Annotated in this window: 22 protein-coding genes; 8 read left to right on the plus strand and 14 right to left on the minus strand. The window is 51.7% G+C overall.

The window, feature by feature from the left end; all coding sequences use genetic code 11:
- Positions 1 to 29 precede the first annotated feature (29 nt).
- On the minus strand, positions 30 to 2,228 hold the full coding sequence (locus B9Z35_RS03775; RefSeq protein WP_108282302.1) for an OsmC domain/YcaO domain-containing protein: 2,199 nt from the start codon (positions 2,226 to 2,228) through the stop codon (positions 30 to 32).
- A gap of 154 nt (positions 2,229 to 2,382) precedes the next feature.
- Here B9Z35_RS03775 and B9Z35_RS03780 point away from each other — a divergent pair, with 154 nt between their 5' ends.
- A complete protein-coding gene (locus tag B9Z35_RS03780; protein ID WP_108282303.1) occupies positions 2,383 to 2,802 on the plus strand; it encodes an SET domain-containing protein in 420 nt (139 codons plus the stop codon).
- Positions 2,803 to 2,823: 21 nt separating this feature from the next.
- Here B9Z35_RS03780 and B9Z35_RS03785 read toward each other — a convergent pair whose 3' ends face one another.
- The 6 genes from B9Z35_RS03785 to B9Z35_RS03810 all read right to left on the minus strand — a co-directional run bounded on the left by B9Z35_RS03785 (position 2,824) and on the right by B9Z35_RS03810 (position 8,242).
- Complete coding sequence (locus B9Z35_RS03785) at positions 2,824 to 3,696, minus strand: GNAT family N-acetyltransferase (protein ID WP_108282304.1); 873 nt, start codon at positions 3,694 to 3,696, stop codon at positions 2,824 to 2,826.
- Complete coding sequence (locus B9Z35_RS03790) at positions 3,693 to 4,133, minus strand: hypothetical protein (RefSeq protein ID WP_108282305.1); 441 nt, start codon at positions 4,131 to 4,133, stop codon at positions 3,693 to 3,695. Before B9Z35_RS03790 ends, B9Z35_RS03785 begins: the two co-directional genes overlap by 4 nt.
- A gap of 243 nt (positions 4,134 to 4,376) precedes the next feature.
- Complete coding sequence (locus B9Z35_RS03795) at positions 4,377 to 5,159, minus strand: ABC transporter substrate-binding protein (RefSeq protein WP_370444104.1); 783 nt, start codon at positions 5,157 to 5,159, stop codon at positions 4,377 to 4,379.
- A gap of 17 nt (positions 5,160 to 5,176) precedes the next feature.
- Entirely contained in the window at positions 5,177 to 6,028 is an 852-nt protein-coding gene (locus B9Z35_RS03800) for a metal-dependent hydrolase (protein ID WP_108282307.1), read from the minus strand.
- Positions 6,029 to 6,178: 150 nt separating this feature from the next.
- Positions 6,179 to 7,948 (minus strand): ferrous iron transport protein B, encoded by a 1,770-nt coding sequence (gene feoB, locus B9Z35_RS03805; RefSeq protein WP_108282308.1) that lies wholly within the window; start codon positions 7,946 to 7,948, stop codon positions 6,179 to 6,181.
- 9 nt (positions 7,949 to 7,957) lie between these two features.
- A complete protein-coding gene (locus tag B9Z35_RS03810) occupies positions 7,958 to 8,242 on the minus strand; it encodes a FeoA family protein (RefSeq protein ID WP_108282309.1) in 285 nt (94 codons plus the stop codon).
- Between the two features lie 226 nt (positions 8,243 to 8,468).
- Here B9Z35_RS03810 and B9Z35_RS03815 point away from each other — a divergent pair, with 226 nt between their 5' ends.
- Genes B9Z35_RS03815 through B9Z35_RS03845 form a run of 7 tightly spaced genes read left to right on the plus strand, consistent with a single transcriptional unit; the run spans position 8,469 to position 13,767 of the window.
- The gene (locus B9Z35_RS03815; protein WP_108282310.1) at positions 8,469 to 9,548 is read left to right on the plus strand and encodes a cytochrome-c peroxidase; all 1,080 of its coding nucleotides are present in this window, start codon (positions 8,469 to 8,471) and stop codon (positions 9,546 to 9,548) included.
- 14 nt (positions 9,549 to 9,562) lie between these two features.
- Positions 9,563 to 10,900 (plus strand): hypothetical protein, encoded by a 1,338-nt coding sequence (locus tag B9Z35_RS03820; protein WP_146178944.1) that lies wholly within the window; start codon positions 9,563 to 9,565, stop codon positions 10,898 to 10,900.
- A 1-nt stretch (position 10,901) separates the two neighbouring features.
- A complete protein-coding gene (locus B9Z35_RS03825; protein ID WP_108282312.1) occupies positions 10,902 to 11,477 on the plus strand; it encodes an FMN-binding protein in 576 nt (191 codons plus the stop codon).
- 7 nt (positions 11,478 to 11,484) lie between these two features.
- Complete coding sequence (locus B9Z35_RS03830) at positions 11,485 to 12,303, plus strand: FAD:protein FMN transferase (RefSeq protein WP_108282313.1); 819 nt, start codon at positions 11,485 to 11,487, stop codon at positions 12,301 to 12,303.
- Positions 12,303 to 12,764: a hypothetical protein gene (locus B9Z35_RS03835; RefSeq protein WP_108282314.1), complete on the plus strand. Its 462-nt coding sequence runs from the start codon at positions 12,303 to 12,305 to the stop codon at positions 12,762 to 12,764. The genes B9Z35_RS03830 and B9Z35_RS03835 overlap by 1 nt, the downstream gene beginning before the upstream one ends.
- Positions 12,765 to 12,779: 15 nt before the next feature.
- Positions 12,780 to 13,202, plus strand: a complete 423-nt coding sequence (fur, locus tag B9Z35_RS03840) for a ferric iron uptake transcriptional regulator (RefSeq protein ID WP_108282809.1) — start codon at positions 12,780 to 12,782, stop codon at positions 13,200 to 13,202.
- On the plus strand, positions 13,195 to 13,767 hold the full coding sequence (locus tag B9Z35_RS03845; RefSeq protein WP_108282315.1) for a cyclase/dehydrase: 573 nt from the start codon (positions 13,195 to 13,197) through the stop codon (positions 13,765 to 13,767). Before fur ends, B9Z35_RS03845 begins: the two co-directional genes overlap by 8 nt.
- Before the next feature lie 5 nt (positions 13,768 to 13,772).
- Here B9Z35_RS03845 and B9Z35_RS03850 read toward each other — a convergent pair whose 3' ends face one another.
- Genes B9Z35_RS03850 through B9Z35_RS03880 form a run of 7 tightly spaced genes read right to left on the minus strand, consistent with a single transcriptional unit; the run spans position 13,773 to position 20,772 of the window.
- Complete coding sequence (locus B9Z35_RS03850) at positions 13,773 to 14,834, minus strand: alpha/beta fold hydrolase (protein ID WP_108282316.1); 1,062 nt, start codon at positions 14,832 to 14,834, stop codon at positions 13,773 to 13,775.
- A gap of 38 nt (positions 14,835 to 14,872) precedes the next feature.
- Positions 14,873 to 15,751 (minus strand): NAD(P)-dependent oxidoreductase, encoded by an 879-nt coding sequence (locus B9Z35_RS03855; RefSeq protein WP_108282317.1) that lies wholly within the window; start codon positions 15,749 to 15,751, stop codon positions 14,873 to 14,875.
- A gap of 1 nt (position 15,752) precedes the next feature.
- A complete protein-coding gene (gene otnI / locus B9Z35_RS03860; protein WP_108282318.1) occupies positions 15,753 to 16,562 on the minus strand; it encodes a 2-oxo-tetronate isomerase in 810 nt (269 codons plus the stop codon).
- Positions 16,563 to 16,584: 22 nt separating this feature from the next.
- The gene (locus tag B9Z35_RS03865; protein WP_108282319.1) at positions 16,585 to 17,244 is read right to left on the minus strand and encodes an aldolase; all 660 of its coding nucleotides are present in this window, start codon (positions 17,242 to 17,244) and stop codon (positions 16,585 to 16,587) included.
- Positions 17,245 to 17,264: 20 nt separating this feature from the next.
- The gene (gene otnK / locus B9Z35_RS03870) at positions 17,265 to 18,563 is read right to left on the minus strand and encodes a 3-oxo-tetronate kinase (protein ID WP_108282320.1); all 1,299 of its coding nucleotides are present in this window, start codon (positions 18,561 to 18,563) and stop codon (positions 17,265 to 17,267) included.
- Entirely contained in the window at positions 18,560 to 19,489 is a 930-nt protein-coding gene (ltnD, locus tag B9Z35_RS03875; RefSeq protein ID WP_255416679.1) for an L-threonate dehydrogenase, read from the minus strand. The genes otnK and ltnD overlap by 4 nt, the downstream gene beginning before the upstream one ends.
- The gene (locus B9Z35_RS03880; RefSeq protein ID WP_370444106.1) at positions 19,486 to 20,772 is read right to left on the minus strand and encodes a TRAP transporter large permease; all 1,287 of its coding nucleotides are present in this window, start codon (positions 20,770 to 20,772) and stop codon (positions 19,486 to 19,488) included. Before B9Z35_RS03880 ends, ltnD begins: the two co-directional genes overlap by 4 nt.
- Position 20,773 lies beyond the last annotated feature (1 nt).

Consider the following 20,773-nt stretch of genomic DNA (forward strand, 5'->3'; position numbering starts at 1 on the left):
ATGGCGATTGGCTTGGGTGTGATTTCTCTCTATTTTGTCGCTGCGATCCCACGTGCCGTGTGTAATTTCTTGTAACTGTCCATTAGGCGATGATGTCTCTCAAGGCCTTCTAGTTGCATGCTGGTGGGTGTGAGGCCATAGAAGCGAATGCTTCCATCAACGGACCCCAAGACTGCATCCATCCGTGCATTGCCAAACATGCGGCGGAAATTGACCATATAGTGGTCGAGTGCTAGGTCATCATCGAGGATGACCTCTAACACTACATTCAGGGCTTGATAAAACAAGCCACGCTCAACGGTGTTGTCGTTGTATTGCAAGAAGGCGCCCACTAACTCTCGGGCTTCTTCGAATTGTTTCAAGGCCAGTTGTATCAGCAGCTTCAACTCAAGAACGGTGAGCTGTCCCCATTCAGTATTGTCATCAAACTCAATGCCAATCAACGTGGCAACGTCTGAATATTCATCCAACTCGTTGTTTTCTAAACGATCAAGCAATGCAGACAAACTGTCATCCTTGAGTCGATGCAAGTTGAGGATGTCTTCGCGGAACAGCAGTGCCTTGTTTGTGTTGTCCCAGATCAAATCTTCAATAGGGTAGATTTCTGAATAGCCTGGTACCAATATGCGGCAGGCAATGGCGCCCAATTGGTCATATACCGCTGTGTACGTTTCTTTGCCCATATCTTTGAGGATGCCAAACAAGGTAGCGGCTTCGTGGGTATTCGAGTTTTCATCTTGGCTCGAAAAGTCCCATTCCACAAATTCAAAATCAGCTTTGTTGCTGAAAAAGCGCCATGACACGATGCCACTGGAGTCGATGAAGTGTTCCACGAAGTTATTAGGCTCGGTGACGGCGTTGCTTTCAAATGTAGGTTTGGGTAAATCGTTCAAGCCTTCAAAACTGCGGCCTTGAAGCAGTTCCGTCAGGCTGCGTTCTAACGCCACTTTAAAGCTTGGGTGTGCACCGAAGGATGCAAAAACACCCCCTGTGCGTGGGTTCATCAAAGTCACACACATCACGGGGTAGGTGCCACCCAGAGAGGCATCTTTGACCAATACGGGAAAGCCTTGTTCTTCCAAGCCCTGAATGCCAGCCAAGATGCTGGGGTATTTAGCCAACACGTCTTGCGGCACATCGGGTAAACAGATTTCGCCTTCTAGGATTTCACGCTTGACGGCACGTTCGAAAATCTCAGACAGGCATTGCACTTGGGCTTCGGCCAGCGTGTTACCTGCGCTCATGCCGTTACTGACAAACAAGTTTTCAATCAGATTTGATGGGAAGTACACCACTTCGCCATCCGACTGGCGCACATAAGGCAGAGAGCAAATACCGCGCTCTGTGTTGCCAGAGTTGGTGTCGATCAGGTGAGAGCCGCGCAGCTCGCCATCGGGGTTATAGATGTGCAGACAGTATGGGTCCAGAAGCTCTTTGGGAAGCGCATCTTTTTTACCTGGTTTGAACCAGCGTTCGTTGGGGTAGTGCACGAAGGCGGCATTGGCGATGTCTTCGCCCCAGAATGCCCCAGCGTAGAAATGGTTGTTGTTGAGACGCTCGATGTATTCGCCCAAGGCGGAGGCGAGGGCGCTTTCTTTGGTTGCTCCCTTCCCATTGGTAAAGCACATCGGCGAATGCGCATCACGGATGTGCAATGACCAGACATGAGGGATGATGTTGCGCCACGACGCAATTTCAATTTTGATTCCTAGGTTTGCCAAAATGTCAGACATATTGGCGATGGTTTGTTCGAGTGGGAGGTCCTTGCCCACGATGTAGGTGCTGGCGTCAGCGTTGGGTTTCAAGGTCAGCAAAGACTGTGCGTCAGCATCTAGGTTCTGTACTTCTTCGATGACAAATTCAGGACCTGCTTGCACCACTTTTTTAACCGTGCATCGCTCAATTGAATTCAAAATACCGCGACGGTCAACCTCTTGGATATCGGTTGGTAACTCGACTTGAATTTTGAATATTTGTTGATAGCGATTTTCAGGGTCAACGATGTTGTTTTGCGAAAGTCGAATGTTTTCAGTAGGAATGTTGCGCGTTGAGCAATACAGCTTCACGAAATAGGCAGCACACAAAGCTGAAGAAGCTAGAAAATAATCGAATGGCCCAGGGGCCGAACCATCGCCCTTGTAGCGGATGGGTTGGTCAGCGATCACAGTGAAGTCGTCAAACTTAGCTTCTAACCGAAGCTTGTCGAGAAAGTTGACTTTAATTTCCATGGGTAATAGTTGTAAATAGTATTCAGAATGATGAGGCGAAGATGAATCGCCGCTGCGCTTGCACACCAGTATATAAAGGCGTCCGTGTCGCAGCGGGTAGCCTTAGGAAACTAATGTATATTTCTAAGAAATATCGCTAACACCTAAGGCTTTCATGGCAATTGATAAAACAAGATTAATCGATCACCTTCAAACAGAGGTTTATTGCCGCCTTGGCATTTCTAAGGTTCATGGGATTGGCGTGTTTGCGCTTCGAAGCATTCCTAAAGGTGCAAAACCACTGGTTAGCTTGATCAAAATTAAAGAGTTTGATTTCACTAAGAAGGAAATCAAAAAGCTACCGGCGAGTGTTCGTAAAGAAGTTGAAATGTTTTGCTACTACGACAGCAAAAAATACATGGTTCCCTCCATCGGACTGAACTCAATGAATATGGCCTTTTACATGAACCATTCCAAAGAGCCGAATGTGAGGTATCTCAAGAACGGCGATATCGTCGCACTCAAACAAATAAAGACAGACGAAGAGCTATTCTTTGACTACGACGAGGCGTTTGGTGAAAAACACACCTTTTGAACCAAGGGCGTACGCCCTGAGTTATGGATTTCTATAGATCTTGTTCCAAACGGATGGTGAGAAATCCGTGTGCAGAGGTGAAGTCGTGTCCAAAGCCAGTGGATGGTCGGGGTCGGTGACAGCGACGGCAAAAATTGGCTCAAATTCATTCACAAACAGGGCTTTGTAGCCGTAGTCGTCGACGGGCCCGAGGTTGTAATGGCGATAGCCATTCTTCGCCGCCCATTTAGATGCCAACAGACAGGCAAAAATGCCTGGCGAAAACCTTTTGTATTCAGGGTTCCACTGGCAGAAGCTTCCATACACTTGACTGCGCTCTGGCAACAGAACGGATAGATCAGTCAACACCAAGTCGCCGTTTTCTGCAAACGCACGAATGATCAAAACATCTAAGTTCTTGATGTAGTCAATGAAACCTTCCACTTCGTCTGTGTGGATGTAGTAGTTTTCAAAGTGAACACCACCCATTTCGTAAACATCGTCAAACGTGAGGGACGAGCCGGGAACGACAGACTCAGTCACTGTCAGTGAGCGGCAGAGTTTTTCGAGTTCTTTGAATTTTCTTTCGCGTCTGGGTTCTGTCCAAAAACCTTCGGCTGCCACATTGACCATGCCATATTTGTCATTGATGGGAACGCCATAAGCGCTCTCCGGTGGGATCGCATAAACGATGAATGGTTTTTTGGCCATGGCCAGCATTTCTGGCGTGACATCGACATAAGGACACAAAGCATCCCAGCGCGAGGTGTAGTAATGGATCTCTTCGTGGTAGCTGTCAACGCATAAATTGTCTTCGTTCCAGCTTTGATAGCCCACACTTTGGTCTGGGTTGGATGTGGCGGTATCGGCAAAGTGCTCTTCACGTTCGAGCACATTAGATCGGCTATCTGTCATGACTTATTTTTCAAGTAAGTAGGTGTGGAGATCGGTGTTAATTCAAAAAAATCTAAATCAACTTCCCGGTTTCTTTTAAGAAAATCTTTATCGGTGTCGATGAGCTGCGTCAACAAATGATCCATTTGCTTCAAATGCATGGCGGCTTCGCTGTTTGGATTTTTTAGCTGGCGTTTGTATTCTGGCAAGAGTGGGCAGGCGGCATCGAAGTAATATTGATTAGCTTGATGGTCGAAAGACAAAGGGTATAGCTTGCAACTGAGAGGCTTTTCATCGCCCAATTGACAGCCTTGATTGCCAAGGTGGGTACAGCGATCTTCGATGCATAGCTGCTTATGCACGGTAGCTTCGTCTTTGGTGAGCGTAATTTCTAGAGTCCCAAAGCCTGCATCAACATGACAGCAACTTTGGCACTCGGCACAATGATCGAAAAGCAAACTGAATCCCTGAAAGTTAATTGGACAATCTATTCGTGATTTTGCTAATTATCTGTCATTAACGATGAAGATAAGTTGGTCTGATTTTTTTTGAAGTATGAATGCTGTTTTAACGACGATTGACCAAAAAGAATTCCAAATTATTCATCATCCGATGAAAGATGCTCAGTCACTTGTGTCACGTGTTTTGTAAACATACGCAATGCAAGCGTGTTTGTGGCCAACCAACAATACATTGAACGTTTACGGAGCAATGCTAGCCCCATAAATTTGGTGTCTGATGAGGCTGTCACGTATGAAGCCGTTGTATTTCATTTCTGCTACAAAGTCCCTGACGACTTGCAGCGCGCGCGGGGAGGCTCTATTAGGCTGCCCCATGGCTTGTTCGATGACCATGAAACGGCCTGGTAGCAAGCGCAGATCATCAAATTCTTTAGCGTCTGACTCAAGCTGTTGTCTTACGCCAGCTGCTACGTCGTAAGTTCCCTCTTGGAAAAATGGCACAACCATTGGTGAGGTGGGGGCCCTAACCAGTTGCGCTTGTTTTAGCTCTCGAGTGAGGTACAGGTCATAGGCGCTTCCTTTGCCAACGACGATGCGATGATTGGCTTGATCTACTTGTTCGTTATGTGTGATGAGAGATTTCTTTCTCACCAGATAGCTTCCTTCGATCAGTACATATGCTGGCGTGAAGCTAATGCCTTGTCCTCGAATGGGATCGATAGCGAAAAATCCAATATCTGCATTCCCCTGTGTAACTGACTCAACTGACCGAGCAGCTGAATCGACTGGGATGAGGTTCAAGGGCAGGTTGAGTCGCTGCGCGAGCGCTTTTGCTAAATCGACGGATACACCTGTAGGCTCGTCTAGTGGGGAGGCTCTTCGCGCAAGGATTGGGTTTCCTAAATTGATGACTGCCCGCAAGGTTCCAGTCGGTGCGATTTCTTGAGAAATTTCACTCGGTTGACCAAACACCAGCGTTGGGAACAGGGTTGCAATGAGCAACCCTGTCCACAGGTTTTTCAATGTGGCGCACATTGACACTAGAACGCTACTGTTTGTCCTTCTGTCATGGGGATGACTTTCACTTTGCTTCCTTTCATGGCATTTTGAAATTCATCCAACGTGCCTTTGGTCATCGGATTTGAGTTGTAGTGCATAGGAATTACCATCTTGGGATTGATCCAGTTGCGTGCAGCGAATGCCGCATCTTCAGGATCCATGGTGAAGTTGCCACCGATAGGCATGAGCACCAAATCTGGCTTGTAGCGTTCTGTGATGAATTTCATATCGCCAAATAGGCCGGTATCACCCATGTGCCAGATCTTGAAACCGTTTTCCAGTTCAATGATGTAGCCCACTGCTTCGCCAGCAGGATGTGATTCATTTTTGTTGGTCGCGGGATTTTTCCAAACCAGCAACGAAGAGTGCTCCGCTTGCACGGCCGTCACCTTGATGCCAGGCAAAGGCTTAACGCTGCCGGTTTTGTTGAAACGGTGGCCTAGGTCAGCCGGCAGAAGGCCTAGGGTGATCAGTGGCGTCACCATGTCTGCAGGACCATAGAGCTTTGTTTTGTGCATGATGGCCAAATCTGTTGCATCACCAATGTGGTCTACATGTGCATGCGTAACCAATAGCAGGTCGACTTTGCCTAAAGCTGAAATATCGGTTTTGTAGGGCGCTGGAGTTTTGGGGCCGCCCGTGAGCCATGGGTCAATCACAATCGTTTGACCACCGGGTGTCTTGATGCGAAAGCCGGCCTGACCTAGCCACAGCAACTCAGCTTTCGCTGATGTCGCGTTGGGTGCTTGTTGAGCGAAACTGCTTTGCAGGCTGATGGCGGTGATGCCAGCAAACAAACAAGCTTTGAAACACATGGAAAGAAACAATTTCATGAAGGACTCCTAGTCAGAGATTGGGTCATGACATTTGAATACAGCCGCGCATAGGGATAACCCTTTCTGATATAGGTTTTAGTCGCCTGCTGGACACCCATTCAACCTAAGCTCACCGCATGTCGATACACCCCTTTCATACTTAGGGTGTCAGTCAAATAAATGCATTTGTAGGTAAGTCGCGGTTTGATAAAAAACAAAGCTGATCAACCATGCGCTGCACAGCGGCCACACCAGTGACAGGGCCGTGAATTTGAGGCTCTTGGTTTCATTGCGAATAGTTGCAATGGTGGAGACGCAGGGCGTGTAGATCAACACAAACAGCATGAAGCTGTAGGCTTGTATCCAAGTGATGTGCTCTGTGATGGCATGCACTAGTGCGCTGCCTTCTTGGCCGTAAATGATGGCCAAAGAGCCAATCACAATTTCTTTGGCGATGAAGCCAAACAGCAAGGCAATAGTCAACTCGGCGTTAATGCCAATAGGCTGTAAAAGTGGTTGCAGTAGCTCGCCCATTTGTCCCGCCCATGTGCCTGTGCTGCCCGGTGAAATGCCTTGTGGGAAATTGGTAAGAATCCAAATCATGACTACGCCAATCACAATGAAGCGTGTGGCGCGATTTAGGAAGTGTTTGACTTCTTGTTGGCTGGTAATGGCCATTTGACGTAGGGTAGGGAAACGGTAGGGGGGCATTTCCAACACAAACGCATCGTTGTTGACATATTGGCGTTTGAAAATGAGCGATGTGAAGATGGCCATCAAAATGCTCATCACATACAGCGAAAACAACACCCAAGGGGCTTGTTCTGTGGTGAACAAGGCCGCTATGAAAAAGACAAACACCTGCATGCGCGCCGAACACATAGAAAATGGTATGGTCAGCATCGTCAAATAGCGCAGCCCTTTTGATCGTATGACACGCGTGCCCATGAGTGCAGGCACGTTGCAGCCAAAGCCCATCAGCAGCATGACAAAGCTGCGTCCATCCAAGCCAAACTTGGACATCAACGCATCCATCAAGAAGGCTGCGCGTGACAAATAACCAGTGTCTTCGACCATGCCCATGAACAAGAAGAACAACACAATCAGCGGCACAAAGCTGGCCACAGTGCCCAAGCCGTTGTATAGCCCATCGAGCAGCAAGCCTTGCAGCATTAAGGGCAAGCCCGCACACAAGGGATCGAGTGCATGGGTTCGCAATGCGTTGAGTAGCCAAGCCATGCTGTCTTGCAGGGGTTTGCCAATCGCAAACACACCTTCAAACAGCAACAGCATCACAGCAAAAAAGATCGGTAAACCAAATATTGGATGCAATAACACGGCATCTAATTTTTCTGTCAATGCATGCGAGGCTTGTGCAGGCACGTTGATAGATGTTTGAAATGCGTGCTCTATTTCACCCAAGCTTAGCGTCTTTGTGTTGACGGGGCATGTGCTGATGACTTGGCGAATGGCTGGTAACAAGCGTTCCATGCCTTGACCGTATTTGGCTGACAGCAAATGAACCGGTTGGCCGAGTTTTTCGCTCAAGGCCCGGACATCGACCGTGATGCCCATCGCGCTGGCTTCGTCAACCATGTTCATCACCAGCAGCACGGGAATACCTTTGACCATGACTTGGCTGAGCAAGTTGAGTTGGCGTTCGTACTGCGATGTGTTGAGCACGAAGAGGATGAGGTCGGTTTCTTGCGTGTCCAAGAAGTTGGTGACCACACGTTCGTCATCCGAAAAGCCATTCAGGTCATAGATGCCGGGCAAGTCGACCAGACGCACAACTTGATCGCCCACGATCAAGCGGGCATTGAGCAGTTCAACCGTGAGACCTGGCCAATTGCCCACTTTGGCATGTGATCCTGTGAGCCGATTAAAGAGGGTGGATTTGCCCGTGTTGGGCATGCCCAGTAATGCAACGCGTTTCATGTGAACCGATCAGGAGGGTGAAGCGAATGCAGAGACGAGGCAAATGCAGCTCGCATCTTTGAGGCGCACGATCAACTCGCTGGTGCCCACGCGCAGGTGCATGGGGCCACCAAATTTGGCACGACGCAGCACTCGTACCGAGCTACCTTCTTTCAAACCCAGCGCTAAGAAGCGTTTTTTCAAGTCACCGTCCACGTTAACTGCTATGACACTGCCAGATTCGCCACTGCGTAGTCGTTCCAAAGTGATTGGCAGCTTCGAGTCTTGCGGACTGAGGGGGGCGTGTGAATGCATGGCAGTGTGATTGAGCAGGCAAAAGACTGCTCAGAGAAGGTGGATATTTGAAAGGGTCAATACAAATGGGAATGATTTGCATTTAGAATTATTTTAACTCGAAACCCATATCACCCGACTGTTGCTTGTGTTAATCCGTCCTTTTTCAGTGCTTTTATTGATCTGTTCGACATTTTTGGCTTCATGTGGTGGCGGTCGCTCTGCGACTGATCCATCGGGAGAGGTGATGTCCGCTGCCGCAGAGCTTGGGAAGTTGATCTTCAAAGACCCCAGCCTATCGGCTTCCGGTGCCATGTCATGTGAGACTTGCCATGACCCAAGCATCGGTCATGCATCCCCTTTTTCAGGGGCGGTAGCCCTAGGTGGCACGGGTTTAGATCAAGCGGGCTTGCGCACGCCACCCGCACTGAATTACCTCAAGTTCAATGGCGCATTTCGTTTTTCCGCGGATGGCACACCCATAGGCGGATTCTTTTGGGATGGTCGGGCCAACTCTTTGGCCGAGCAAGCCAAGGGGCCGTTTTTGGGAGCCGTCGAAATGGCCAATGCATCGCCCGCTGACGTGATTGCGAAGTTGCGATTGGCGCCGTATGCGGCGCGTTTCAAGCAAGTGTTTGGCGCAGATATCTTCAATGACCCCGACACCGCCTTCGAGCGAGTGGCCTATGCACTTGAGCGCTACCAAATCGAGGACAAAGACTTTGCCCCATTCACCAGCAAGTTTGACGCGGTGACACAGGGCAAGGCCGTGTTCACCAATGCCGAGTTAAAAGGTTTGGCTTGGTTCAATCGAACCGATAAAGGCAACTGTGCAGCCTGCCACAGCAGCACCCCACCTGACAACGCACCGGCAGCCTTGTTTACCGACTTCACCTACGACAACCTTGGCCTTCCACGCAATAACGACATACCTGCGAATGCTGCTGATGCCAATTTTTACGACAAAGGCTTGTGCGGTCCTGTGCGTGCCGATGTATCGGCAATAACCGATCTCTGCGGTGCATTCAAAGTGCCCAGCTTGCGCAATGTGGCGCAGCGCAAACGTTTCTTTCATAACGGCAAATTCAGTACGCTTGAAGAAGCCGTGGCGTTTTATGTCACGCGGGACACAAGTCCGAGCATTTGGTTCACCGATGCCATGGGGCAAATCGTGATCTACAACGACTTGCCCCAAGCGCAGCGCATCAACGTGAATGTGACGGAAGGTCCTTACAACCGTGCAGGACTTGCCCCCGCTTTGAATACCCAAGAAATGAATGAGTTGATTGCTTTCCTCAGAACACTGAGCGATGGCTATATGAATTGAAAAAGGAAGACAACATGAAATTGACCCCCTCACTGATTGCGTGCGCTGTCTTATGCTTGAGCCCATCCACGCAGGCACAAACGGCCAAAGAAGTGGCCGCAGAAATGCGGCTTATGCGCGAAGAGCTGCGCCATTTGCGCGCAGAGCTTGATGCCATCAAAAAACAAAAAAACACTGAGTTCATCACACCCGCTAAACCTGTCACATACGAATTAGCCCACGGCAATTTACAAGACAGTCAAAAGGGTGCGGGCCTGCAGACCACACACTCGTCGCGTCCTGAGGTTGAGTCAGCGGCTAATGCTGTGAACATGTTTGGTTATGGTGAGCTAAGTTTGGTGCGCCCTAAAAACAACCGAGCCGACACGGTGGCCACGGCGCGTCGCGGTGTATTGGGCTTTGGCTATCGCTTCAATGAGCGAACCCGTTTTGCAGCCGAACTCGAAATTGAAAATGCGGTTGTCTCTGCAGGTGACCAAGGCGAGGCCGCCTTTGAGCAGTTGTATGTAGAGCACGACATCGACGATGGGCTGTCCGCCAAGATGGGTTTGTTTTTGCTGCCCATCGGCTACATGAACGAAACCCACGAACCGACGCGTTATTTCGGTGTCACGCGTAACTTGGTAGAGACGGCCATCATTCCCACCACTTGGCGAGAGATGGGGCTGGGATTGCGCGGCACGCGCGATTCGGGTTGGCGCTGGGATGCCGGTGTGGTGACTAGTTTTGACTTGAATAAGTGGCCCACCAACTCTGCCGACAGTCAAGCCTCGCCCTTGGGGGCAATTCATCAAGAGGGGCAATTGGCCAAAGCCGCATCGTTGGCATATTACGGCGCACTGAACTTTGATGGCATTCCTGGGGTGAACTTTGGCGGTAGCTTGTTCCAAGGTGGCATTGGTCAAAAACAAAACACCATCGCCTCACCCAATGCCTCGGTCACATTGGCGGAAATTCATACCAAATGGCAAGTAGGGGCATGGGACTTGTCGGCCTTGGTAGCGCAAGGGCATTTCCATGATGTGAGCGCGTTTAATGCCTCGACGAAGGGCATTGCCAATCCAGTGCCCGATCAGTTCAGAGGGTGGTATGCACAAGCTGCGTATCGTTTGTGGCGTAAGGGCGATTACAGCCTCGTACCATTTGCACGCTATGAACGTGTGAACACCGCACTGGGTTACTCCGGTGTGTTTGCAGGACAGGTCTATGACAACGCGCCCGAGAGCAAGGTCATCACCGCAGGGGTCAGCTATTACCTTCACCCCCAAGTGGTGTTGAAGATGGATATGCAAAAGTATCAAAACAACAGCGCGCTCGATCGCTTGAATATGGGCGTGGGTTTCCACTACTGAAATGTCCCTGCACCCTACCAACCGTCGTCAAATGTTGCAGCGCTTGGGTGCTGCGAGCATCGCCGCCACACCGCTGCTGAGTTCTGTCTCGTATGCGGGCGTGTTCATGGATGAGGCACAAGCGCAAAAAATACTACATCCACATGCTGATGGTTTTGTCATGTTGCAAATGGCACTGGACGATAGCAAGCTCAACGCCATCACTAAGCAAAGCGAAACACGTATTCCCAGAGGATTTGCCCCGCGCGTTTGGCGAGCAAAGCAAGGAGATCAAGTTTTGGGTTGGGTGATCGCTGATCGTGTGATTGGTAAATATGATTTGATCGACTATGCCGCAGGTTTTGATGTCCAAGGTGCAGCGCTGGGCATGGAAATTCTGGCTTACCGCGAGTCGCACGGTGCAGAGGTGCGACAAACAGCATGGCGCAAACAATTTGTAGGAAAAAAAGGGCCAATGCAAATGCGCTTTGCAGACGATATTCGCAACATTTCGGGAGCCACTTTGTCTTGTCAACATGTCACCGAAGGCATGCAGCGTCTGAGTGCATTGGCGACCTTGCTGGTGATGGGGTCATGAGGTACTCATGTTGATGAGTCGAGCCCGTCCGCTGTTGGGCACTGTGGTGAGCATTCATGTTCATGCAGATTGTGTGCCCTTCGCTGCGATTGAACACGCGATAGATGAAGCGTTTCATGCGATCGCACACATCAATCGGGTGATGAGTGCCCATCATCCTGAGTCCGATTTGGGACGGATGGCTCGCGGCCATGCGGGCGATGAGTTGACGGTGGATCCACAGACCCTGTGCGTCATACAAGCGGCACAGTCTTGGTGTCAGCGTTCGGGAGGTGCGTTCGATCCGTGCCACGCAGGTGATGTCTTGTCCCGTCAAGGGCGGCGTCCTGCGCTGGTGGGTGACGCGGTGGGAGGCTTGCATGACATCGTTGTTGTGAGCGATACATGTTTGCGCTTGGCGCGTCCCGTGAAGTTAGACCTTGGCGGTATTGCAAAAGGCTTTGCGGTGGATCGTGCCATTGAGACCTTAGTCAAATACGGAGTCAGCAACGCCTTGGTCAATGCCGGTGGTGACATGCGCGCCATAGGGCAGCACCAGTGGCCAGTGGATATCAGGCATGCTGACCAAAGTCTGATGGACATGCGCTTGCGGTCTTGTCAGTCGTTGCGAGGCCAAGCTATGGCAACTTCGGTGAGTGGGCGTTGGAATCCAGAGTTTGTAAGCCGCCGCTCGCTAGGCAAAGCCAAATGGCAAAGCGTGACTGTGGTCGCCAATAGCTGTTTACTGGCTGATGTATTGACCAAATGGGCCATGCAAGCGAGTTTGCTGTGCCCGCAATTGCGCCAAGTGCTTCGTTTGCATGGCGCGCGCATGTGGAGAACGTGATGAAAAAAATCAAACATTCAGCAGGATGGGCGCGTGCCACGTTTGGGCTGATGGCGCTTACCTGCACTGCGCTGTGGATGACGGGGTTGGTGATGTATGCGTTGCCTGCTGAGTCATTGATGGACTTGGACCCCACTGAGGCGACATTGCGTCATGCCGCTGGTGTGGTGCATGGGGTCAGCACTTGGTTGTTTTGTTTGATGTGTGGTCGTGGGGTGTGGCCGCATGTGCGTGTGATGTGGCACAAGCGTGATGCGAAAATCAATTGGTTGCTGGGCTTGGTCCACTTTTTTGTCTTGTCGGTCGTTGCCTTGGGTGGCTTAGTGTTGCTTTATGGAAGCCCTGAATGGCATGACGGAATGTCCCCCGTGCATTTTTGGGTGGGTGCATTTGGCCCTATCGTTTTTTTGGCACATACTTGGCGTAGGTTCGTACCGTCTTTTGGTGCGCTCAATAGATGAGGGAGTGGTATGGAGATGGATAAGCATTCGGTTTTGTTGAAAAACAAAGGACTCAAGGTCACAAGCCCCCGCATCACGGTGCTTGAAATTTTCAACCAAAGCCAAGACCGCCATTTGTCAGCCGAAGATGTGTATAAAAAAGTGTTGGAGCACGACGGTGACATAGGTTTAGCCACGGTGTATCGCGTGCTGACCCAATTTGCAGATGCTGGTATTTTGGTGGCTACTAACTTTGAAACAGGTAAGACCACGTTTGAACTCAACGAAGGAGGTCATCATGACCACTTGGTGTGCTTGAGTTGTGGTTGCGTTGTTGAGTTTCACGACGAAGAAGTCGAATCGCGACAAGAGGCGATTGCGAAAAAGCACGGCTTCAAGTTGATCAACCATTCCATGTCGTTGTATGGTTTGTGTTCCAAACCCGAATGCCATGTTTAAACGCGATTTTTTGAAAATATGCAGCTGGTTATTGGCTTTGGCATATGTGTGTTTATCAAATGCACATGCACAAAGCCAAGACTTCAATGTCAAGGTCGATGTCGCTCAGCAAGGTGCGGTGTTCCACACGCAAGCTAGTTTTTATTTGCCGCTCAACGGCTGTCAAGCCTATAAATACATCACCGACTACGATGTGGCTAAAAGCATACCCGGCGTGATCGAATCAACGACTACCCGTATTGATGCGCGTAAGGCGCGTGTCGAGCGTGTGATGCAAGAGCGCATCTTGATGTTTCCTATCAAAATGCATGCGGTTCTGGAATTTACGGAGACACCGGGGCAAGGCACAGACTTTGTGCAAATCAGTGGTGAAGCTAAGTCCTACAAAGGTGCTTGGCGCTTAGAGACAGATGCCAATGGCACGCTGTTTAAATACCGCGCAGAATCTGAACCTGATTCAGTATTCCCCAAAGCTGTGATTGAGTACTTCATCAAAAACCGTGTGAAAAGCAGTTTTGAAGCGATGGCCAAAGCAGGGGCAGAGCGCGCCAAGCAACCCTGCTGAAGTGATCAGGGCAAGCGCGGCGCAGTTTGCAGTAACGCTCCCACTTCTGTTTTCCACCATTTGGCTTGGCCTGTGGTGCCGTGCCCAGCCGTTTGATCGCTAGCAGGAATCAGCAGCAATCTCGCATTTGGAATTCTTGCCAATGCTTTGCCCATCACATTCAGCTCGGGCGGGTTGCGCTCATCGTCTGCCGAGTTGATGGCGAGCAAAGTGGCTTTGATCTTTTCAAGCTGATCCAATGGGTTGTAGTCTCTTGAGGCATCCCATTGGTAGAGATGGTCATTGGCATCGCCAGCAAAAGGTGCACTGAGCCTTTGATTCAGCAGTTGATCAGCTTTCTCCCGCGAGGGCGCTAAGCGTTGCAAGCCTTGGTTGCCACCGTTGGTGCCAATGGCATAAAACACAGAGGCAAATTGCAAGCTTCGTGGTTGCTGCGTGTAGTTGCCATTCATCCATTCGGGGTCGTTGCGGATGCTGTCAATGATGAGGCGGCGCATCATCCAGTTGCGGCCCGACATTTCAGAGGGCATGGCGGCCATCGGCACCAAGATGTCGGAGAAGCCTGGGTATTGAATGCCCCACAGCCATGTTTGCATGCCGCCCATGGAGTTGCCGAGCACCATGCGAACATGTTTGAGTTTCAAGCCTTGGGTCAACAGTCGGTATTGGGCCAACACCATGTCGTCGTAGTTGTAGCGAGGAAACTTGGCGCGTAAGCCATCCGATGGCTTGCTAGATTTGCCAGTCCCAATCGAGTCGGGCAAGATGATGAAATATTTGGCTGCATCCAAGGGTTGGCCAGGGCCGAAGAGTTCACCTCCGAAAGCGGTGTTGAGCATTCCTGCGCCCGTGCCAGTGGTGCCATGAAGAATTACCACGGGTTCACCAGCAGGGTTGCCCAGGGTGGTGTAGCCAATGTTCAGGGCTTGCATCACCTCACCGGTGTGAAAACGAAAATCTTTCGCCGTCCAAACTTCGGTTTTTTGATTAGGAAAAGTTTGCGCCAATGCAGCTGAACTTTGAAGGTAGACAAATATAGACAAACAGAGCGTTAGAAATTTGCGCATACATCCCCCCGTGTGAGTGAATCAAAAACTGTGTCGAGCTAGTGGGATCGCTGTGCGAATACGTCCACCAAGTCGGGCATCAACAGGGCGCCTTGGCCTTCGTCATAGGCGGCTTTCAATGTGGTTTGAATGGCGGAGGCCACCACATGTTCAGCCTGCATATCTTGAGCCATATCGTTGTAATAGGTCAGGTCTTTGAGCGCATTGGCGACAGTAAAGCGCAGGCCTGTGTTGTCGTGGTTTAGCAAGAAAGGTCTCAGGCGCTCTAGTGCTGCGCCCCAGCCGCCGCCCATGGTGAGCACATCCACAAAGGTTTGCGCATTCACGCCACCCACCTGTGCGCAGGCCGCAGCTTCTGCAAGCAAAGCGACAGAGCCGAGCGACACATAGTTATGCAACAGTTTCATGCGGTGCCCTGAGCCCACAGGCCCTACATGCACGATGTTTTCGGCAAAGCAAGCCAAGATGGGGCGGCAAGTTTCAAACAGGGCAGCGTCAGCACCCACCAATAAGTTCAAGCGACCTTCAGCAGCTTCTTTAGGTGTTCGCGTCATCGGTGCATCCATGAACAAACCACCTTGTGCCGCCACCGCTTGTGCGATTTTCTCGGTCGAGGCGGGCATGGCGGTGGAGCAATCAATCACGATGGTGTTGGGGCGTAGCCCTTTCAGAACACCATCTTCACCCATCAAGACCGCTTCAACTTGCGGCGTGCCTGTGACGCACAAGATCACCACATCTGAGTGTGCGGCCAGGTCTTGAGGTGTGGTGAAGGTTTTGACGCCTTGTTGCAGCAAGTCATCAATGGGTTGGTTGCCCGCATGTGCCAACACCGAAAGCGCGTGGCCGTGTTTGACCAAGTTGCTGGCAATGCCATGACCCATCATCCCAATGCCGATCATGCCAATGGTTGTCATTTTATCCCTGTTGGTGCAACCAAGTCAAACCATCATGCGTGCCATTGGCCACAGCGCCGCGCGCAGGGCGGTACTCGCAACCAATCCAACCGTCCCAGCCGCAAGCGGCAGACACTTCGTCAATCACCTCAAAGAGGTAAGGGTGGTTCAGCTCGCCCAAGTCGGGTTCGTGGCGCATGGGCACGCCCGCAATTTGAAAGTGACCGACGCGCCCCGTGGGCAAGTAATGGCGGATCTTGGTGGCTAAGTCGCCCTCCATGATTTGGCAGTGGTAGAGGTCCATCTGCACTTTCACGTTGGAGGCTCCGATGTGCTCAACGATGTTGTGGGCTTGTTCTTGGTAGTTCAAGAAGAAGCCGGGAATATCACGCGTGTTGATGGGTTCAATCAAGACATCGCGGTCAGACTTCTTTGCTTCGGTTGCAGCCCATGTGATGTTTTGGATATAGGTTTTTTCTAGCACTGCCGTGTCCACGCCTTGTGGCTTGAGGCCTGCCATGACGTGTATGCGTGGGCAATTCAAGGCGTCTGCGTATGCCAAGGCTGTGTGAAAGCCTTTTTGAAATTCACCCTCACGTCCGGGTAAGCAAGCTAGGCCGCGTTCGCCTGCATCCCAGTCGCCGGGTGGGGCGTTGAAGAGCACTTGTTGCAAGCCGTTGTCGCTCAAGCGTTGCTTGAGTTCTTGCGCGTCGAATGCGTAGGGAAACAAATATTCAACAGCTTTAAAACCGTCTTTGGCGGCAGCGGCAAAGCGGTCTAAAAATTCGTGCTCGTTGTAGAGCATGCTGAGGTTGGCGGCGAAACGTGGCATAGGTAGGTGTGGAAAAAAAGGTTTACCAAAGAGCGCCGAAGGTCTCACGGAGTTCTTGAATTTGGGTGTCGCTCAAAGCGGTTGCCTGGCGATCGGACATGAGCCAGAGCTTGGCAGTTTCTTCGAGTTCTTCGAGCACTGCGCTGGCTTCTGCCGGACTGGCGTGCCAGACCACGGGGCCAAGGCGCTCCAGCATCACGCCGCGAATGGGCGTGTGTGCTGAAGTGCTTTGCGCAATGTGTGACGTGACTTCGTTGGCCACACCTGGCGCGCCTGGGCGCTGATAAGCAATCAACGGCACATGGCCTACTTTCATCACGTAATACGGGGTGATGGGGGGCACGATGTCGTTGTCACGCCAGACGCCTTGCAGCGTGAGGCTCACCAAGTGTGTGGCGTGCGTGTGAATCACGCAGCGTGCTTGCGGTGATGCTTCGTAAATGCTGCGATGCAAGACCAGCGTTTTGGAAGCGCGTGCGCCACTCAGTTGCACACCTTCTGCACTGACATGGGCCAGTTCACTTGCGACCAAATTGCCTAAGCACGCATCGGTGGGGGTAATCAAGAAGCTACCGTCATCGAGCTTGACGCTGATGTTGCCTGCGCTGGCGTGCACATAGCCACGTGCATAGAGCGATGCGCCGATGCGGCAGATTTCTTGGCGAGAGTCGAGTTCGTTCATGGATGGTCACGCATAGAGCATTACTTGAGCAGTGTGAATGATTTTTCAAAAAAGTCATTGGTGCCAAAGTTGCCAGATTTCAAGGTGACATGAACTGTATCGCCGTTGCACACGGGGGATGTGACCGATGTCCAAGGTACGCCTGGGTCGATTTGTGGGCCAATGACCATGCGTTCTACGCCCAGTGCTTGCACAACCGCACCTGAGGTTTCACCACCTGCCACCACGAGCTGACGCACACCGGCATGTACCAAGCCTTTGGCGATGGTCGACAAGGTGTGTTCCACCAGCTCACCCGCTTGGGCAACGCCTAGTTGGCTTTGAATGGCTTTGACGGCGTTGGGCTCTGCGGTGGCGTAAATCAGCACCGTCCCTTGAGCAAGCAGTGGCTTTGCCCAGTCAAGCGCTTGGCTCACCACATTGGTCCCCGACGCAACGGCCAATGGATCGATGGCAAACGCGGGCTTACCTCTTTGACGCCAGTGCAGCACTTGGGCGTTGGTAGCCACCGAGCAGCTGCCAGAGACCACGGCTTGGTAACCGGAGGCAGCAGCCAGTGTGTCGGCTTTGGCGTTGGCTGCTAATGCACCGCGTGCTTTCCAGTTTTGAGGCAAGCCAATGGCGACGCCAGAACCTGCGGTGACCAGTGGCATATCCGCCAATGCTTGACCCATGTGCATGAGGTCTTGGTTGCTAACTGCGTCGATCACAGCAACGCCAGCCCCTTCGGCTTGCAACGCTTTGAAACGTGCGCGTATGGCATCAGGCCCAGCTGCGACGCAAGACTGCTCTACCAAGCCGACCTTGCGCTTTGTTTGCGACTGCATGACGCGCACCAAGTTGGCATCGGTCATGGGGGTGAGCGGGTGGTTGCGCATGCCGCTGTCGGACAACAACATGTCGCCGACAAACAAGTGACCTTTGAAAATCGTGCGGTTGTTTTCCGGGAAGGCGGGGCACACGATGGTGAAGCCTTGGTCTTTGCCGTGTATCGCATCCATCAATGCTTCGGTGACGGGGCCAATATTGCCTTCGGGGGTGGAATCAAAGGTGGAACAGTATTTGAAATAAATCTGTTCAACGCCTTGGGTTTTGAGCCATGCATAGGCTTGCAACGATTGCGCGATGGCGTCTTTGGCGGCAATGGTGCGCGACTTGAGCGCCACCACGATGGCATCGGCATCAATCGCTTGGGTGTCGGTAGGCACACCAATGGTTTGCACGGTGCGCATGCCTGAACGTACCAAGTTGTTGGCTAGGTCGGTGGCACCCGTGAAGTCATCTGCAATGCAGCCAAGAAGTGGGCGGGGGCGGGTCATGAGCTAGCTTGTGGCAACTCAATGCCAGGGAAGATTTTGATGACGGCCGAGTCGTCTTCGCGGCCATGACCTGCAGTGGATGCCTGCATGAACATTTGATGCGCAGTAGCCGACAGCGGCAGAGGGAATTTGGTGGCGCGTGCAGTGTCGAGCACCAGCCCCAAATCCTTCACAAAAATATCGACGGCAGATAGAGGTGTGTAGTCACCTTTGATCACATGGGCCATGCGGTTTTCAAACATCCAGCTGTTGCCGGCGCTGTTGGTGATGACCTCATACAAAGCATCTGCTGCTACGCCTTCGCGCAAACCCAAAGCCATGGCTTCTGCTGCTGCGGCAATGTGCACACCCGCCAAAAGTTGGTTGATGATTTTGACTTTGCTGCCGTAACCTGCTCGGTCACCTAGTTTGTACACATTGGCAGCCATGCTCTCGAGGGCGTTGCCTGCTTTGGCGTAGGCCGCTGCTTGACCCGAAGTCATCATGGTCATTTGGCCTGAAGCCGCTTTGGCTGCACCACCTGAGATGGGGGCGTCCAAGTACAACAAGCCTATGTCGTTTAAACGCTTTTCCAATGCCACCGACCAGTTGGGGTCGACGGTAGAACACATGATGAACAAGCTGCCAGCTTTCATGTGAGAAGTCGCGCCGTGCTCACCGAATAAAACTTGTTCGGTTTGGTCGGCATTGACCACCACGCTGACGATGATGTCCACATGCTTGGCCAAGTCAGCGGGTGTTTTGTGCGCTGTGCCGCCTTCTTTGGCGAAAGCTTCGGCGGCATCAAAGCGCACGTCGCACACGCCAACATGGTGGCCTGCACGGCGCAGCGAACTGGCCATGCCTTTGCCCATAGCGCCGAGGCCAATCACACCAATGTGCAATGCATTTGAAGAGGTGGTTGTCATAGAACGTTCAGTCTTTATTGAAAGCCAAAGGCATGTGGCGCCCAAGTGCTTAAAGCGGGAATGAAGGTCAGAAGCCCTAAGATGATGGCGTGTGCGATCAAGAAGGGTTTGAGTTCACGCGTGAGTGCATCCAGTGGAACTTTGGCCACGTTGGAGGTGACAAATAGCAAGCCCCCAACGGGCGGTGTGATCATGCCAAGCGTCAAGTTGAAGATGACGACCATCGCAAAGTGAATCGGGTCAATGCCCAACTTCGCTGCGACCGGTGCCAAGATTGGCACCAACACCATCACACCTGGCAAAGGCTCGATGAAGATGCCGAAGATCAACAAGAAGATGTTGACGGCAATCAAAAAGGTGAAGGCCGACATGTCTTGCGCGCCCATCCACTCAGCCAGTTTGATGGGCAGGCCATCGATGGTCAAAATCCAAGCAAAGGCGTTGGAGGTACCAATGATGATGAGCACCGAGGCGGTCATTAGCGCCGAGCGCGACAAGATGTCTGGCACTGCTTTCCATTCCAAGGTTCGATAAATCCATTTGCCACACACCAAGGCGTAGAACACGGCGACCACAGAGGCTTCAGTGGGCGTGAACCAACCCGCACGCATGCCACCCAAAATGATGACGGGCAATAAGAGCGCTGGAATAGCTTTCCATGTGACGAGCATTTTTTCGGCAAAGGTTTCGTTGCCGGGAATGCCTTTGTAGTTTCGCTCTTTAGACACATACCAGTTCACAGCGGCCATACCCGCTGCAATCAAGATGCCAGGGATAAAACCTGCAATGAAAAGTGCGCCCACAGACACACGGTCATCTTGCAAGGCATAGATGATCATGATGATGGAGGGCGGAATGATGGGGCCCACAATTGCGGTCGCTGCAGTCAAGGCCGCGGCGTACGAGCGGTCGTAGCCAGCTTTGTCCATCATGCGAATCATCATCGAGCCAGGGCCTGCGGCGTCTGCCAATGCGGAGCCTGAAATGCCCGAGAAGAAGGTGAGCGACACGACGTTGGTGTAGCCTAGGCCGCCACGTTTGTGGCCCACAAACTGCGCCGCAAACTTGAGCAGCACTTCGGTGAGCGAGCCGCCACTCATCAGCTCAGCCGCCAAGATGAAAAACGGCACAGCCATCAGTGGAAAGCTGTCCACGCCTTCGTAGGTTTGCTTGAGCAACACGAAGAGTGGGAAGTCAGCGCCGAAGATTAATGCTGTGAGGGTAGAAAAGCCCAATGCAAACGCAACGGGAAAGCCGATAGCCAAATAAAAGCAGCAGCTCAGAAGGAGAATGACACTCAAA

It is taken from the genome of Limnohabitans sp. Jir61 (assembly GCF_003063545.1).
Classification (GTDB): domain Bacteria; phylum Pseudomonadota; class Gammaproteobacteria; order Burkholderiales; family Burkholderiaceae_C; genus Limnohabitans.